The 16,483-nt window shown below is 46.5% G+C and carries 16 protein-coding genes; 6 read left to right on the top strand and 10 right to left on the bottom strand.

The window, feature by feature from the left end; all coding sequences use genetic code 11:
• Window positions 1-160: 160 nt before the first annotated feature.
• The 3 genes from MCP_RS15360 (at window position 161) to MCP_RS05830 (ending at window position 4,750) form a co-directional block, all read left to right on the top strand.
• On the top strand, window positions 161-1,618 hold the full coding sequence (locus MCP_RS15360; protein WP_128859958.1) for a hypothetical protein: 1,458 nt from the start codon (window positions 161-163) through the stop codon (window positions 1,616-1,618).
• Window positions 1,619-1,784: 166 nt separating this feature from the next.
• Complete coding sequence (locus MCP_RS05825; protein ID WP_012899899.1) at window positions 1,785-4,016, top strand: winged helix-turn-helix transcriptional regulator; 2,232 nt, start codon at window positions 1,785-1,787, stop codon at window positions 4,014-4,016.
• A gap of 341 nt (window positions 4,017-4,357) precedes the next feature.
• Window positions 4,358-4,750: a hypothetical protein gene (locus MCP_RS05830; RefSeq protein ID WP_012899900.1), complete on the top strand. Its 393-nt coding sequence runs from the start codon at window positions 4,358-4,360 to the stop codon at window positions 4,748-4,750.
• A 3-nt stretch (window positions 4,751-4,753) separates the two neighbouring features.
• On the opposite strand, the gene MCP_RS05835 is transcribed toward MCP_RS05830, so the two are convergent.
• Entirely contained in the window at window positions 4,754-5,155 is a 402-nt protein-coding gene (locus MCP_RS05835) for a VOC family protein (RefSeq protein WP_012899901.1), read from the bottom strand.
• 64 nt (window positions 5,156-5,219) lie between these two features.
• On the bottom strand, window positions 5,220-5,885 hold the full coding sequence (locus tag MCP_RS05840) for an HAD family hydrolase (RefSeq protein ID WP_231845177.1): 666 nt from the start codon (window positions 5,883-5,885) through the stop codon (window positions 5,220-5,222).
• Window positions 5,886-5,948: 63 nt separating this feature from the next.
• Between MCP_RS05840 and MCP_RS05845 the strand changes: the two genes are divergently transcribed.
• Complete coding sequence (locus MCP_RS05845) at window positions 5,949-6,866, top strand: CPBP family intramembrane glutamic endopeptidase (RefSeq protein WP_012899903.1); 918 nt, start codon at window positions 5,949-5,951, stop codon at window positions 6,864-6,866.
• Between the two features lie 319 nt (window positions 6,867-7,185).
• Here the strand turns inward: MCP_RS05845 and MCP_RS05850 are convergent, their stop codons facing one another.
• The 8 genes from MCP_RS05850 to MCP_RS05885 all read right to left on the bottom strand — a co-directional run bounded on the left by MCP_RS05850 (window position 7,186) and on the right by MCP_RS05885 (window position 14,762).
• On the bottom strand, window positions 7,186-8,328 hold the full coding sequence (locus tag MCP_RS05850) for an IS256 family transposase (RefSeq protein ID WP_012899904.1): 1,143 nt from the start codon (window positions 8,326-8,328) through the stop codon (window positions 7,186-7,188).
• Between the two features lie 375 nt (window positions 8,329-8,703).
• Window positions 8,704-8,958: a hypothetical protein gene (locus tag MCP_RS05855; RefSeq protein WP_012899905.1), complete on the bottom strand. Its 255-nt coding sequence runs from the start codon at window positions 8,956-8,958 to the stop codon at window positions 8,704-8,706.
• A 15-nt stretch (window positions 8,959-8,973) separates the two neighbouring features.
• A complete protein-coding gene (locus MCP_RS05860) occupies window positions 8,974-9,993 on the bottom strand; it encodes a YkgJ family cysteine cluster protein (RefSeq protein ID WP_012899906.1) in 1,020 nt (339 codons plus the stop codon).
• Window positions 9,994-10,202: 209 nt separating this feature from the next.
• Window positions 10,203-10,580, bottom strand: coding sequence for a response regulator (locus MCP_RS05865; RefSeq protein ID WP_128859959.1), 378 nt, complete (start codon window positions 10,578-10,580; stop codon window positions 10,203-10,205).
• 17 nt (window positions 10,581-10,597) lie between these two features.
• On the bottom strand, window positions 10,598-10,879 hold the full coding sequence (locus MCP_RS05870) for a hypothetical protein (RefSeq protein ID WP_012899908.1): 282 nt from the start codon (window positions 10,877-10,879) through the stop codon (window positions 10,598-10,600).
• A gap of 242 nt (window positions 10,880-11,121) precedes the next feature.
• Entirely contained in the window at window positions 11,122-11,544 is a 423-nt protein-coding gene (locus MCP_RS05875; protein ID WP_128567058.1) for a hypothetical protein, read from the bottom strand.
• Between the two features lie 466 nt (window positions 11,545-12,010).
• Complete coding sequence (locus MCP_RS05880) at window positions 12,011-13,111, bottom strand: DNA topoisomerase IV subunit A (protein WP_012899910.1); 1,101 nt, start codon at window positions 13,109-13,111, stop codon at window positions 12,011-12,013.
• Window positions 13,095-14,762 carry a DNA topoisomerase VI subunit B gene (locus MCP_RS05885; protein WP_012899911.1) on the bottom strand — a complete coding sequence of 556 codons (1,668 nt, stop codon included), beginning with the start codon at window positions 14,760-14,762 and terminating at the stop codon, window positions 13,095-13,097. Before MCP_RS05885 ends, MCP_RS05880 begins: the two co-directional genes overlap by 17 nt.
• 106 nt (window positions 14,763-14,868) lie before the next feature.
• On the opposite strand from MCP_RS05885, the gene MCP_RS05890 reads away from it, so the two are divergent.
• Complete coding sequence (locus MCP_RS05890) at window positions 14,869-15,603, top strand: FAD-dependent oxidoreductase (RefSeq protein ID WP_012899912.1); 735 nt, start codon at window positions 14,869-14,871, stop codon at window positions 15,601-15,603.
• A gap of 41 nt (window positions 15,604-15,644) precedes the next feature.
• Window positions 15,645-16,448: a class I SAM-dependent methyltransferase gene (locus MCP_RS05895; protein ID WP_012899913.1), complete on the top strand. Its 804-nt coding sequence runs from the start codon at window positions 15,645-15,647 to the stop codon at window positions 16,446-16,448.
• Window positions 16,449-16,483 lie beyond the last annotated feature (35 nt).

A 16,483-nucleotide genomic window follows, 5' to 3' on the forward strand; every position in this document is an offset into this window, starting at 1 on the left:
CAACGCAACATTATCAAGCAGGCCTAATTCGATATGACGAGTGGTGGCGAAATGTTCCTGAATAAGCGATTATGAAAAGGCAATCTCCGTAAATTATTCTACAAGTTCGAAATGTCAGAGAGAAATTACTTATAAATGTCAAATTTACTAATTACTTGAATTGGGAGCTCTTATAATTAGAGTTCAATCCAAATCCACTATAGGAGGATCTTGTACGAAAATAAGCTTTGTGAAATTTTCTGCGATGTTAATTGTATTATTAACTTCCACAGCATCAATTTTGTGTACTGTAAATGCACAAACTTTGGATGTCAAAACTAATAATTTAAATACTGATTTACAGTATTCCGAAAATTTCGAGAATATACAATATGGTGAATGCATAGATATGTCTGGGATCGATCCAGTTGTAAGAGATTTAACAGGTACCTATAAAATATCAGACAATAAAGATGGTACTGTTGATATAATCGTCAGCTTTAAAACTGATGACGGTAAAATTTTAAAAGAAACTTATAAAAATATACCGGTTATCTGGAAATACCATATGTCTTCGGATGGTCGAAAGATCATTGATACAATTGATATTATGGATTGGACACACGCAGTATACGCATGTATAGACATTGCTAATAGTAGCTATGGTCTATTCCATATTGCTATAAATACTGAACACGGCCAATATTCCGCAAGTGGTTATATTAAAAACCCGCTTTCAATAAAATATAAAACTGCTGAAAATTACGGTACAATAGTGCCCATTTCCCAAGATGGAACGATTGAAGTTACAAAAGGGAATCCTGTAAAATTTACGACAATTGATGTTGGCAGTGAAAAAGTTTATGCTGTTCCGATAGGAGATTTAAAAGCGCATAATAAAACAATTATTATAAAAAATAAGACTTACAGCGAATCAACAGGTACAATAAGTCCAATGTCTGTGCCACATCCAACAACATATGGTATTGTTGAAGAGGCTATGCAGGCATATGAACTTACGAATCATCATGTACCAACTCAGATTCCAACGTGGTTGATGAATGCTGGTGTTGATTATGCGTTTTATAGAAATCAACCCGATAGAGCTACTGTCATATCTGATATTGATTATTATACTAGGCTTAATAGATATGATGACTCTAAATCCAGGATTCTATCTGTCTTCGAAATTTGCTGTCATGGAGCAGACGGTGTAGGATATACGGAGCCTGACAGGATACTTTGTTATTGGGGAAGCGGGCTATCTGTATTATATCCAAGCGACGTAACCAATATTTTCCAGACACAGCATACCGATTACATTAACAGTGCGGGCGGATGTATTGCATTTTTCCATGTCTGCGAAGGCCTTTGGGATAATAAAGATGCCAATGGGAACTATTTGAATCCTGATTCACCCGAGATGGGACATGCATGGGTTGACTATGGAGCATCTGCTTACATGAGTTTTACTGGAGACGTTAATATAGCAATCGATACTTTTGAAAATACACTCTGGAACTCAATTTGCTCGTCAAATACTGTCGGTACTGCATGGAATGCAGCTTATGCAGCTCAGAACCCCGGATGTTCCGGTGGGATATGGGGTAATTCAGGAGCGACACTATTTACAATCTAATTATAAAATTAAGTGATAAGTTAATTTACTGAAGAAGCGAATTAACTTATCCTATTATTTAAAATTAGTTAGCCTAGACAAATAAATCAATATATTTGAATCATATTACATGTAATAGACGAAATATAATCTATATTATTCCTTGATTCTATCCTTAGTGATCTGAATGAAGAAGCCGATGATATTCGAAGGTATCCTAATAATACTCTTGATATTCCTCGTTTTCATTATGTACTGTATGTTAACGAATGATGATCCAAGTAAGATGAACGGGTGGGAAATCAATGGTATAGCTCCTGTATCATACATACATCCAGGAGTTAATAAGACGTTATATGCGTTTATGGGATATACCGGAAATTCGATTTACTCTATAGATGATAATGGAAATATTAATTGGAAAAATACTATTTCAGATAAATGGTGTGTATATAATACGTTTTATCGCCCTTCTACGATGTACCTAAATTATATGGGCGATTACACCATGCATGGCAAGAAAGTTGTTTGTTGTTCAGAGAATGGAATATTATATCTTTATATCAGGGAAAATAAGACGACTTACTTGAATCATGATTATTTAAGTAACGAATATACACCGTTAAAATATAATTGTTCAGAATTAGGGGAAAGGATCGTAGCTATCTCTTCACATGGTAAAATTTTATGGAATGTATCTATTAGTGAAAAATACAATCCATTCGATAACGTCAATATTGAAGCAAAAAATGGCAGAATATATGTTTTCAACGATTATAATGAAACAATACTTAATAATAAAGGCGATATTTTATTTAAGATATGCAATATTTCAGATCCTGCATCTATTGATGAAAATGGGAATATATATGTCGTAATGAATAAGGATCCCGAAATATTGCCTGTTTTAAATGGAAGTTTGTATAATTATAAGGAGCCATCAAATATCATCAATGCATATGACAGTAATGGTATTTTGATCTGGCAAACAAAAATTTCAACGCTTATTTATAGAGAGGAATCTTTACATTCGTTGCCATTACAAACAAATTTGCCTTTGTACCAAAATAATACCTTATATTTACCGGTAAAAGACGGAGTTGTAGCTTTAGATCGTGATGGTAGCATAAAATGGTCAAAAAATTTTTCCGAAGGATATTTCCGTCTTTTTGACCTCCTGCCTATCGACTCTCAGGACAATGTTTATATTAGATATTATGATTTTGACCCAAATCTAAATGATTCTTATATTATGGCTTTGGCGTCTGATGGGTCTATTATTAGTGAGACTATTATTAACTCCGATGATTACTATCAAGGACGTGCATGTGCTAATAATGGTACCCTATATTCAATAAAATCCATGTCTGCCGGTGACGCTCTAAATATTGAAGACTTGCCTATTTATTGTGTCACAGCCTATGATATGATAAATGGTGCCTCTCTATGGGAGTACTATATTCATCCCGATGGTCAATTTATTACTACAATTAATAAAAGTAACATACACGAATTCATGAGCCCGATGCCAGCCGATTTTATATTAAATACTATGGTGGACCCACATAATCGAAATTATACTTATTATCCTCAGAGCGATGGCTATTCTTATATTTTACACAATAATAATGTAACGTACTTTGGGTATTACATAACGAGATTTGAATGGCCAGCCCTTCTGGATAAAACAAATTGCACTTATTCAGGGGGGATTTATGCTTTTGATAATAATGGTAATCTTTTATGGAAAAAGCCTGCCGCGTACTTCGTTACATCCATGATCGGAGATGACAAAATCTTATATTACGGTAGCAATAATGGAATGTTATATAAGGAACAGATAGATCAAACAATTGGTGGCATCGCCGCAGCCGCCACAATCTATATATTATTCCGTTTTTTCCTTATAGGAATTTTTTCCAGAGCTAAGGATCGTCTTGATAATAACGAGAACAGGAATACAATATTGAGATACATTACAACTCATCCGGGTTTGACGTTATATGAATTAGCACGTAATCTCGATATGAACGTAGGTACAGCGAGATACCATTTGTTTATATTAAGCGTTAATCACCGTATTCTTTCATTTATAGCTACCGGAAAATATTCACGGTATTTCATTAATTCCAGCCAATATAGCAAAGAAGAACAATATATAATATCTTTAATGAGGCGTGATACTGCCAGAGAATTATCAAACTTACTCCTTAAAAAACCCGGGCTATCCAATATCGAATTATCAAAAGAACTTGATATGCAAAAAAGCACAATAAGTGCGTGTGTGAATGAACTTTTAGATCGAGGTATTGTAATAAAAAGTCCTTCACTACATGGAAAGGTGACTTATTTAATAAACCAAGACTATAAGGATTATATCGTTTCTGCCATTGAGCTCATAAAAAGTGAGCCAAAATAATTGGATTCTAATTTTGATATATTATTAATCTCATGATTTGGTATGTGCTAATTATACAGTCAAATTCATATATGGACTTGGCACCATATATTTGGTATAAATTACAACATTAGCCTTAATTGCGAGGACCGGCACAGGCCCGGAAGGGAGCATGCTTACCGTGAACAACTAACGCTTGTGGGGTCGCAGGCTGGAGGGAAGGGGTAAGATAACTTTCATATTGCTCGGCGTCGACTGATGGCGTGCTCGCTACTTTAATTATAAGTAATGGTACTTTTCTGTAATTTTCGTCAATGCGCATTATGGCGGTATAGTCCGATAGTGACCTTAAGTGGTATTATATGGGTCTTGGGGATGTGATAAAATCGGCGCTGGGCGGCGCTAATGTGCCCCCGGAGCTCCTGGAGATGGCGAAGAGCGGGAACATCAACCTGCCGCTATCGGGCGAATCGGAGAACATGTTAAGTGACCTGCTCAGTAAGGGGGTCTTCAGCAGCAAATCCGACTTCCTGACGTTCATCGTAAAACAGTATGTCCTGAACGACGTGGGAAGCATGATGGGCGGGGACAAAACGCCCCCGGAATCGGCCATTCTCGACATTATCCATAAGACGGGGCTGGACAAGGGGTATCCGGATGGCGATATCAAGAATATGATGGTGCCGCTGCTGATACAGGCGTTCTTTGCGGTCTATAAGCTGATGAGCAGGATGCCGGCCATGAAGCCCGCCTGACGCCTAATCGCAGTCGCCGGGCTCCAGCTGTATCACGTATCCGTCGGGGTCCTCTATGTATATGAAATGGCCGGCGCCTCTGGCCGGATTATGGTGGACCCTGATGTTGTTCCTTTTTATATATTCAAGGGCTTTCTCGAAGTTCTTATCGTCGATGCGGAAGCCGAAGTGCATGTGCGTCAGCCCGCAATCTCCCGGGCTTACCGGCCCGTCGGCCTTGAAGAGGAATATGCTGTCCCGGGCGCCCGCAGTCCGGACGTGTACGTAACGGTCGGTGCGCTCTACGATGTTCATGTCGAACATATCGGTGTAGAATTTGAGGGACCTGTTCAGGTCGGATACGTCGATGGCTATATGGCAGAGCCCGCCGGTCTTTACTTTTTCCTGCGTCGTGGTCGCATACATGAAAACTACCCTGTAAATAGTCGCAGCAGCGAGAAAATAGCCGTTCGTAATAAACCGGGCGGGTTTAATTGCTCACGATATCGAGAAGCTTTTCCAGGCTATCGATCTCGTAGTCGGGCGTGGTCCGAATGGGACGCTTGAAGCGGTTGATATAAATGCTCCGGACGCCGGCGTTCTGCGCGGCCATGATGTCGGAGAGCGTATCGCCCACGTAGGCGACTTCTTCGGGCTTGAGCTTCATGTCGACGACACAATAGATTATGGGCAGCGGAGAAGGCTTGTATCCCGTGTCCTCGGTACAGGCGATTATGGGATTAAAGTACTGCCGCATGCCGACCATTTTCAGGAGCATGTCGGTATGGTCGTACGACGTGTGGGTTACGATGCCCTTCGGCACGTCCAGCCCCTTGAGTATGGCCGCATCCTCGTGGAGGTACGTGCTACGCAGCTTCTCGTCGATGTTCTCATACCTGTTAAAGACGGTCCAGAACTTATCGGGATCGCAGCCCCAGCGCTTGATCACGTTATCCCGGGACTCCGAGTCAATGGCGTACCAGAGCTCTCTAGCATGGCATAAATTAAAATCATAGCCCAGGTCACGGCCGACGCGATGGAGCATAAGCTCCATGTAATCGTCGTCGTTGTCAATGATCGTGCCGTCCAGGTCGAAAATGAGCCCTTTGATGCGTTCCATAGGCTTTAACGATAGAATAAGCACGACCCGCTTCAAAATACTTTGCGGTTCGTACAATATAGTAAAGCTTTTACCGGTTCATAGCGATGATATGGGCATATGAGCGGCTACAGGAAGGGCACGCGTAAAGAGAAGGTGCCGAGGATACGGGAGTTCGAGGTCGGCGGTTTTAAAGTGCCTCCTGCTTTGCTTATCTCGTCTCTGCTTGCGGCTTTGTACGTGCTGTTCCTGCTGGGCGGCCAGCTAGAAAAGGGCCAGGACGCCATTATCCTTTCTGCCTTTTCGGTGCTCTCGTTTGCCGTTTTTGCCTACCTCTCCCGCTCGGGTAGCGTTGTGGGCCTGCGGAACTTTATCCATCTGATCGACGCTTTCCTGGCGTTGTCGTTGCTTACGTTTATCGTGGATGCGGCGTCTTATTTCGGCGTCCTTCCCGCCATGAGCGGCCTCATGCAGCCGTTAACGATGAGCTTTATATTTGCCGTTTTAAGCGCGCTGCTGATATGGCTGGTACTGTACTTTGAAAAGGGCGACCTTGATGACGACTTTATCCGGGATAGCAGCCGCTCAAGCATGCTCTACGGTGCCGCCGCCTTTGTTCTTTGTATCGTGCTGGGCCTCGGCGTCCTGTACTTCGCCTTCGGCGGTTCAGCCATGAGCTTTAACAGTCTCGGGTATCTGGCCTGGATGACGATCATTTTTAGCCTTCTCCTCGGCATTAGCGAGGAGGCGTGGTTCCGAGGCCTTATATTATCGAGGATGGAGCCGCTGGCGGGCGAGAAGCGGGCCAACATCCTGCAGGCGCTTATCTTTGGCGTGTTCGAGGCTTTCGCGGTCTATGCCATCAGCCCGCAGCTCATCTATTTGCCCGTCATATTCGTCGCGGGTTCCCTCCTGGGCTATTATTTCGGGCGGCTGACGCTTAAAGAAGAAAGTATCGTCCCGGCGGCGCTTTATCATGCCGGATTCTACGTGCTCATCGGGCTGCCGCTGTTCGCCGGCATCGCTAAATATCTATAATATTCCCTGTGGTGTTGATTAGTTCGGTCGGTATCACGAACCTCTCCAAAGGAATTAAAACACTAATTTTTCTTTTTAGATTTTTCTCACTAAGCCTCTAAGCCTCGAACTCACCGTCAACGCACGAGCTCTCAAATACACAGGGCAGTGCTCGAATTCTCGAAGGCTCTAACCCGAAACGAAGGCTCTAAATCTCTAATTCACGTTTGAAACGCTAAACAGTGGAGCACGAACACTCTAAAAGCCCGGTCGATCCCCCGCATTTTGGCAGTGTCCCGTATTTTCTGTAATTTTGGTTTTAGCCCTTGTATTCGTTATTCTAGTCATTGCGTTCCAGGTCTATATGTTTTTTGTCTACTGCATATTCCTCGTTCACGTCCATCAGGATGTTTACGATGACTCGTAACGCGGATTGGTTGCTTGGAAATGCTCCGATGGGCCTGGTTCTTCGTTTTATGAGACTGTTCACGTTCTCCAGGGTGTTGGTCGTTCGTAGTTTTATCCATTGGTGTGGGGGAAATGCCAGGTAGTTATAGAGGCAAGGCAGGTTTTTATCGATCAGGCTGCTGGCCTTGTCAAAACCACGGGCTTCGAGATCTTCGGCCAGGTTGGCCAAAAGGTTAGGAGATTCCATGTGATCTTTCAGTAATTGGTTGATCTCGCCTCTCTGTTTCGCTGGTACGGTCTTTATCACGCTTCTTCTGAAGTGTACGTGACACAACTGCCAGCTGGCACCCAGAAAACACTGCTCAACAGCCTTTTTAATCCCCTTATGCCCGTCGCTGATAACCATTTTTATGCCTGTGAGCCCCCGTTTCTTGAGATCATCAAAGAACACGGTCCACCAGTCCTCATCCTCCCGGTCCATGATCCTCGAGTCAAGTATCTCCTTGTACCCATCCTGATTGACGCCCATGGCGATGAACACGGGCTTCGAGACGTACATCCCATTATCTCTCACCTTGATGTAGGTGGCATCAACGAACAAGTACGGAGTACCTCCAAGAGGCCTCGCGAGGAAATGTCTCACATCATCATCCAATTCCTCACTTATTCTGCTTACACTGCTTTTACTCACCTCAACACCAAGAGTCTGTAATACCTTCCTCATTTTCCGCGTGCTGACGCCCTGAAGATAGGATTCGCTAATGACATTCACCACCGCCTTTTCAGCCCTGCTGTACCGGTCGAACAGACAGGTCTCAAAAGGCACCTCACGAAGCTGAGGCTTCTCCAACTCCACCTTACCATAACGAGTCACCAATCCACGAGACTTATACCCATTACGACGAGCCCTCCTTCCCTCCGCCCGCTCATAATGCATAGCCCCGGCCTGCTCACACGCCTCTTCCTCAAGAATACTATTAAGAAGATCCCTGATAAGATTCTTCATAGCATCCGAGTCTGCCCTAATATATTTCAACGCGTACTTCGTATCACTGTATGGCCTTGTATTCCTCATATTTTGTTCTCCAAACAATAAATTGAGAATACAGGGCTAAAAATATTAACCAAATAAAAACAAATTACAGCAAAATAGGGACAGAGCCCGCATTTTTGGGTGTTTAGGGTCGTTGGCGTTTTAGCCGAGCCTTAGAGAGTTAGTGCAGGCTTGTTTAGCGTTTCGAACGTGTATTCGCGTTTTAGAGCCTTCTTTTCGGGTTTGAGGCTTCGGGCGTTCGTGCAATGCCCAGAGTATTAGGGAGTTCGGGCATTGACGGTGAGTTCGAGGCTTAGAGGCTTCGTGAGTAAAATTATAAAAGAAAAATTAGTGGTTTAATTCCTTTGGAGAGGTTCGTGATACCAACCGAACTAATTTGCTTAAAATTACGGATTCTTATGTTTTATCTTCCTCGATTTCATCCTGCACGTTATCCAGGGGCATCTCGTACTGCGCATACCGGATAAAGTTGTACAGGAACATCACGAACACGATAAAAGAGATCGCAGCCAGTAAGAAGAATGCCGCGCCGATAAAAACATTACCCTGGACCGTCGCGCCGCCGAATACCAGCCCGACGATGGTGCCGATCAGCGACAACAATCCCACGAGCTTACTATATACGAACTGCATGCGTACCATCTTGAGCATTGTATCATATTAAAACTATGTCGTGGCTGATGATAACCATCCGTCAGCGTCCCTGCCCTTAAAGATGAAGCTTCCGCCCTTCGCGCTCTTGAACATGATCATTATCTCGCCCGGCTCATGGATAAGTCCCTTCTTTTCGCCGGGTTCGATGTGGTAGTAGAACATGACCTTTTTGCCGCCGTTCGGCTCTATGGAGACGATGACGTACTCCCTGTCCTCAAAGTTCGTGACCTTCGTGTGGATGTCTGCGCCGTTCTGCTTCCCGAGCGCCTTCTTTACGTCCTTAAAGTCCTTTTCAAAGAGCACCAGGGCCATGATATTATCGATCATGCCCAGCGCCGAAGGCTCGAATGAATAAACGCCGTTAGAGCCTTTCACGGCTTTCTTGAACTCGTTATAGAAGCCGCTCAGGTACATGTTCATGGCGCCCTGGTAATACTCGTCGGTGCGGCACATCGCTTCCCGCTGTACGGACTGGTTGAGTAATGTCACGTATATTTCGGCACGGAGGTCCAGGTCTTTTAAGTCCTCCAGCGACTTTTCATAATACGGCGCGGCCGTCTTCTCGTCGAACCGGCCGTGTTTCTGGATATACTCATCCGTGGCATTCACGAGTATGTCCATGTCGATCAGTCTATCATTATCGCCTTTGACCATGGTATCGTAAGGATATTCGTTGATGCGGCACTCGTCCTCGATGATGCCGAAGACCTTGTAGGCCGCAAGTGATGCTTCCATATAGTAGAACGGGTTTCGGGCACAGACCACCGGCTTCATGTCCTGCACCGAGCACTGGCTATCCCTCAGGAACGGGCATCCGCCGTCCGCCTTTAGATAGAAGCGCCGCAGGCCGTTGCTGTTGAACTTGTGGGATATCGTGCAGTATTTTCTGAAAAACTCGCCTGGCTTCATTTTGAGCTTTTCAGATAGGCGATAAATATCATAAATAGTCAGCAGCACGACTTTTTGCTTTTTGCAGCAGGTGCCGCACTTTATACATTGAAAATCATCATAGGTAAGGACGCCGGAGGCCATGATTTTTTATTATTGGCCATCCTTTATCAACTATTTCCTCTTGCCAGTTTTTCACGGCTATTTCAAGAGAATTTACTATTGGTTGCTCGTATTGGTATCGGTTGTTGAGGGCATATCACCTTTAAACTTGCTCCACGCATATACTAAACGTTTAAAACGCCGTGGCAGTCAAAGATATGAATTTTAGATATAGAGTATAAATTTGATGTTCAGCATGCGCTTTTTATCGCTTTGATTATATCGTATATGCTTGCGGGCTTTTTAAGGAATATGAACGCCCCGGCATCCAGGGCATCGTTCTCAACTTTTATATCGGCGCTCAAGAAAATTACCCTGGTCTTAGGCTCTATTTTAAGAATTTTCCTCGTAGCTTCGACGCCATGCATTGACGGGAGGCGGTTGTCCATTATCACGACGGACGGTTTGGGGTTACATTCAGCGAATTTATTGATGGCTTCATGGCCATCGTGAGCAACAAAACAAACGGTTAAGCCCCTTTTCTTTAAAATTTTTCCATACATATCGACGAGGTCTTTATCGTCATCTACGATGGCAATGCCCCTCCCCATGCACGCATCAGCAGTCATTCATGGCCTCCGGATGTTTAAAGCGGCTTTTGTTGTGTTTCCTTATTCTCTCGCTTAAGCCGTCGGTCACGGATGTACTCCATCAGTTCGTTTGAGCTTTTTTCGACCTTAACAGATTCCTCAACCATTTTCTCCATGACATCGAGGTATCTCTGGAAATCCTCGGGGGTCTTGTTCTCCTTGTTCATGATTCTCTTAACATCATCGCGCAAGCCCTCCATTAGTTCTGCGTGTAAGCCAATCACGTGCGTTAACTTGCGAATATTATAATCGAACTCCGCATCATCATTACGTGGCATCTGAACGCCCCCCAATATTGTTAATCCGTTCGATTATAAGATATTATGGGATTACACAATTAACATAGGGTTTGATCAAGGCTGCCGCAAGTCCCCGGCGATACGTTTTTACTTGCGATGACCCGCAAAACACAACAGACTTTTTCGCACAAGCGCCAAATAACGGCCTGATGTAACCGTGTTTACGCATTTTATTTGCCCCCGTCGCCCTTGCTTCCCTGAAGGTATCGTTAATAACGGCTTTAGTTAATGTAATAATCAATAATCCATATATCCTCTGAAAAAGAATTTTTTTTTCGGGTGATTGGATTGTCAAGAGAAAATATGGCAATTAGATATGCAGCGCTAGTCATGGCCATCGTCTTGATCGGGTCCGTTCTAGTCGTTGGCCTCGCCACGGCTAAGGCTCCCGTTAGTGGAACAGATAAAGTAATGCAAAAAGCAAAAAATACTCCCGCCGTGACAAAGAATCCTAATCCGTCCATTAAAGCGATCATGTCGGACCTTACCACCAGGGCAAAGGCGGCCATAAAATCTACGCCAAAGCCAACGATAAAGCCTACCATGCCTAAAAAAATGGTGGCGATAAAGCCTACGGTATATCCTACTGTTAAGACAAAGGCAGCCGTAAAGCCGACGGTAAAACCAACGATAAAGCCTACCACGGTTAAAAGTAAACCCTAGGAAATAGACTTAAAATTTTTTTTAATTATGTCAGTTAAAGCCTCACGGTGAAATACTGGGTTAATTAGCAAGCCTTCTACTTACCGGATCATTACCAGTTAAGCCTTTTTACATTAACAACGCCCGCTATAACAATAGTTATTCTATTTGTCTTATTTTTGTGGCACTTCGTGATTTACGTCGTTCGTTGGTGTCTTCTAAACCGTGAGCCTGGTGTTTTAATTCGCTTAATGGGGGCTTTGAGTTTTCATGGCTTGATCGTGTTTACAGTGTCTTCATGGCTTAGTGTTCGTAAAATCTGAAAAAATTTTGTGTCTTCGTGTCTGAAACCGAAGGGCTGTACGTGAGTCGCATCGAGGGAAATCGATAAAAGAGCGAATACGAAACTACTGACCTCTATGGTGAAACCGATACCAGCCTAAAGTTACAAAAAAATGTATAGCGATATTAATCGAAGTAGTCCTTGTTCTCGATCTTGGCGGGCAAATAGTTGTTCGCCGTGAACTCGATGGACTTAGAGACCAGCGCGTCCTGCTCGATCTTATACCCGAACTTCTTGAGGTCGGCCAGCTCTTTCTGCCACTTGTCCTTTTTAAACCAATCGTAGCTGGCGATCTCCTCCATACGCTTGAAATCCTCATCGTTCAGCTTGACCCATGAGCTCCTGGGAATGTCGAATTCCCGGACGTCCTTTACGGACAGGCCGATGTACTTCGCCCGCGGGCATGCCGCTTTTTCCGAGAAGAAGGCCAGGTTGATGGACCCTGATTTATACACGGAATAAATGTAGTATCCCCACGGGTCCATATCGGTGAACACGTAGATGGGTATCTTGTATTCTTCGCCAAAACGGGCAAGAAGGCGCCGTTCGGCACGGGCCGGCTGACCTTTACCGGTAAGCAGCAGGCAATTATTCTTCTTCCAGTACTTCTCCTGGTTCAGCAGGTTCCAGACGGCATATTTTTCGACGACAAGAATATAGTCGGCGCTCATTTCCTTGATGTGGAAGAAATCGTCCTCGACGATGGGAGGCACCGCGCCGCCGGCCGAGCCCATTTTAGTGAAATCAAGCACGTCGCCGGTCTTATCCTCGACGACCATCGGCCCTGAAAGCACGCCGTTAGGCGTGGCGATGAGGTTCAGCTCTTCACGCAGGCTGTTTGTCACGAGCTCCATGTCCTCGATGATGGGGTCGGACTCTTCCTGAAGGTCGAAGGTATTCTCGCCCGCGCCGGGTATCTCGTGCTTCAGCGTGTAGAACAGCTGACGGATGGACAGGGCGGGCTTATCCTGCTCTAACAGGATCTTGATCTGCTTCGCGATGAGCATGGTCTGGAGGAACTTCTTCGCCTGGCCCAGGTTAAAGTAATACCGCTTTTGCTTATCGTCGCCCAGCTTGATCAAGCCCGACTTCTCGTCATAATACACGTTACTCAGCGAGCGCATGGTGATGTCGATGGACGGGTTCTTGCCTGCTTTGATGTCGCCCAGCACGTCCTCGCCGACCTGCGTCAGCTTTTCCACGATCTCCTTACTGCGGGCTGTCATTTGCCGCCTCCTGCTTCACCGGCTCATCGGTATCGATGAACTTCGTAAACTTCTTTGCCAGGACGTCCCGTAGCTGGGCCTCGATGACGGCGTGGTCCTTGCCCGTCAGGTCCTGCAGCGCGATGGCGAGCTCCTTCGTATAGGCTTCGAACATCTTGATCTTCTTGCGAGCGTCCAGGGCCTTCTTCTGCTCTGCCAGATACCGGCCCAGGTCCCTCGCCGCTTCCCTCACGGCCAGCTCGATCTCGTCCTCTAGCTCGGGGATATCCGCTATGGCATCTTTTGATTCTGAGGTGAACGGGACGTTCGTTGAGGCAACGTGGACCATTATCATGATCGGCCCCTGGGGCATCTTCGCCCCTTTAGGCTGCTCCATATTATAGTTCTTCCAGTTGATGCGCTCGATGGCGTGCGTTATGGCGCATGCGCCCTGCTGGTACATGAGCGGCACGCGGTTCGCAATACGGTATATTTCAGCCCTGCCTTCCGTGTCGATGTCGCCGCCGTAGGCGATGGCCGCCTCGACCAGGAACGGGTTGCCGCGGGACACGTTCACCGGGCGGGACACAGTAGAAATGAAGTCAACTCGATGATTCTGGGTCAGGCCCTTCTTTAATAGATCGCCAGTAATAGGCGAAAGACAATCCTTAGGCGGTGCCTGTATCTTGATCTTCTGGAAAGCTGCCATAAGGCGCTTCACGCCGTCGATATCCTGGGCCAGGTCCTGCGGGGCCATGGCGGGGTCTAGATTGGCCTCCTTACAGATAGAATCCATCGTGTGGCCGCCGATCTTCGCAAAAGACAGAGAAAGGAAAGAGCTCAATTTCAGATTATCCGTCGACTGGAGCATCTTAATGAGCGTGCCCAGCTCGATGCCGTGCGGGTGGGGCTTGATCTCGATGGGCTGCTTCGGGAGCACGTCGCAGGCCCGCTCGAAGATGACTCTCTCGTCGTACGGGTCGACGAACGTGATGCGGGCGTGCGGGTTCACTATTGCCGTATTCTTTAAGTATTCCATTACTGATTGCCGGCCCCTGACATACGTGGCCTCCATGTTCAGCTCGATCCGTGTACCCCTTGAGGTGAAGAAATCATCGTAATTTTCAGAGAGCAGCTTCGGCTCGTTCGTCTGGGTATCGATCTTCAGCTCATAAACATAGGCGGGCAACTTGGGGTCGATGCGGGACGTGATGCGCACGGGCTTACCGCTCGTAAGCTGAGCATAAAGCACGGCAGCGGATATACCGATACCCTGCTGCCCCCTGCTCTGGCGTATCGCGTGGAAACGGCTGCCGTACAGCAATTTACCGAAGACCCGGGGCAGCACGTCCTTCTGGACGCCGGGGCCGTTATCCTCGATGACGACGTTCAATATGCGCTCATCGACCTTCCGGACTCTGATGTAAATGTCGGGCAGTATCTGGGATTCTTCACAGGCGTCGAGGGCGTTATCGACGGCCTCCTTGACGCACGTTATCAGGCACCGCGGGAGCGAATCGAAGCCCAGCATGTGCCGGTTCTTCTCGAAGAACTCGGCGACGCTGATCGCCTTCTGTTTTTTTGCCAGCTCGACGGCGATGGGCGAATCCGCTTTTGGGAGCTTAGCTTCCACCTTCGCCTCCGCCTTGGTACCGGCCTTAGCAGGAGTCATCGTGCATTAAGGTATAACGCGCGTTTATAAAAGCTTTCCATCGTCGCGCTTTTCCGATATTATATTTATCCTTCCACAAGTTCATGGACTTTGTAGGGATCTGTCGATGATATTCGAAGTCACCGGTGAAGAGGCGATCAAGCCCCGCGTCTGGGAGACGGCTGTGGCCGAGGTCATCCCGCGCACGAAAGACGTCAAGAGTTTCCGCTTCCCAAAGCCGGAAGGCTTCCAGCACAAGGCGGGCCAGTGGATGTATATTAACATTAAGATCGAGGGCACGCAGAAGCTGCATCACTTTACCATCTCCAGCAGCCCCACTGAGAACTACCTTGAATTTACGAAAAAGATCACGGATAGCCAGTATTCTCAGGCGCTTGATAAGATGAAGCCCGGCGACTGGGCGAAGATCAATGCTCCTTTCGGCGAGTTCACCTATAGCGGGGAGAAAATAAAGATCGGCGCCCTCACGGGCGGCATCGGCATCACGCCGCTACATAGTATATGCCGGTATTGCGTGGACGAGAAGCTCCCGACGAGCATTGTCATGCTCTACTCGAACAAAACTGAGGACGAGATCGTCTTTAAGGATGAGCTCGAGGAGATGCATAAGGCTGATCCGAATATTGTCGTGAAGAATGTACTGACCCGGCAACCGGACTGGAAAGGGTTGAAAGGGCACGTCAACACAGATATGATCAAAGAGCAGATACCCGACTACCGGGAGCGTGTGTTTTATATCTGCGGCCCGCCCAGCCTGAACGAGGCCATGAAAAAGGCGCTGGAAGGGTTGAACTTAAGGGAAGACCAGATCAAGCTCGAGGACTTTACTGGATATCAATAAACTGCCAGATTTATTATATCCCGGGCCAATATTTACGTTATATGGCCACTAGCCCTAAACCAACTAAAGCCCGGGAAAAAATCTATTTTCAGGTCTGGGAACGGACCGGCGTGACCGAGCACATGGGCGGTATCGAGGCAACTGAAGCCCTCGCCCGGATGGCACGGATCGCTTCGGGACAGCTGATCCTGGACATCGGTTGTGGTACGGGCTATACGGCCGCATATATCGCCGGGGATCATAAGGCAAGGGTGATCTGCATTGACCTCATGCCCGGACTTTTGACCATATCCCGGGAACGTATCACCCGGGAAGGCCTCGACGACCGCGTATCGTTCATCAGGGCGGATGCGCACCATATGCCGTTCCGTAACGCCGTTTTCGACCGGGCCCTGGCCGAGTCGGTTCTGGTCTTTTGCGATAAGGGCCGTGTAGCGAATGAGGTATCCCGGCTCCTCAAGCCTGGTGGGCTTTTCGGCGATAATGAGCTGACCTTCCTGGAACCGCCGCCGGCGGAGTTGCATGAAATGTTATCGATGGACAGGGGCCTGGGCATGGAGCCGATGACGGAAAATGGCTGGGAGGAAATATATAAGAATTCGGGCTTATGTCCCGTCAGTCGTCGCGTACGCCCGGTCAATTTCCTGTCCCAGCTGATCGATCATATACGGATCGACGGCCCGATAAGATATTTTTCTTCGACGGTCAAGGGCATAACCGATGTCCGCTTAAGGAAAGGGTTTTTTAATAAGTATACGGGCAAGGCTGCCCGTAAGTTTTCGTCATACGTCGGATACGGGCTCTACATTAGTGAAAAATCCATGACAGATGACGGGCCCAATTAGCTTTATATCGATGAGAGCACAACTCGAAGTAGTGG

The sequence above is a fragment of the Methanocella paludicola SANAE genome (assembly GCF_000011005.1).
Lineage (GTDB): Archaea > Halobacteriota > Methanocellia > Methanocellales > Methanocellaceae > Methanocella > Methanocella paludicola.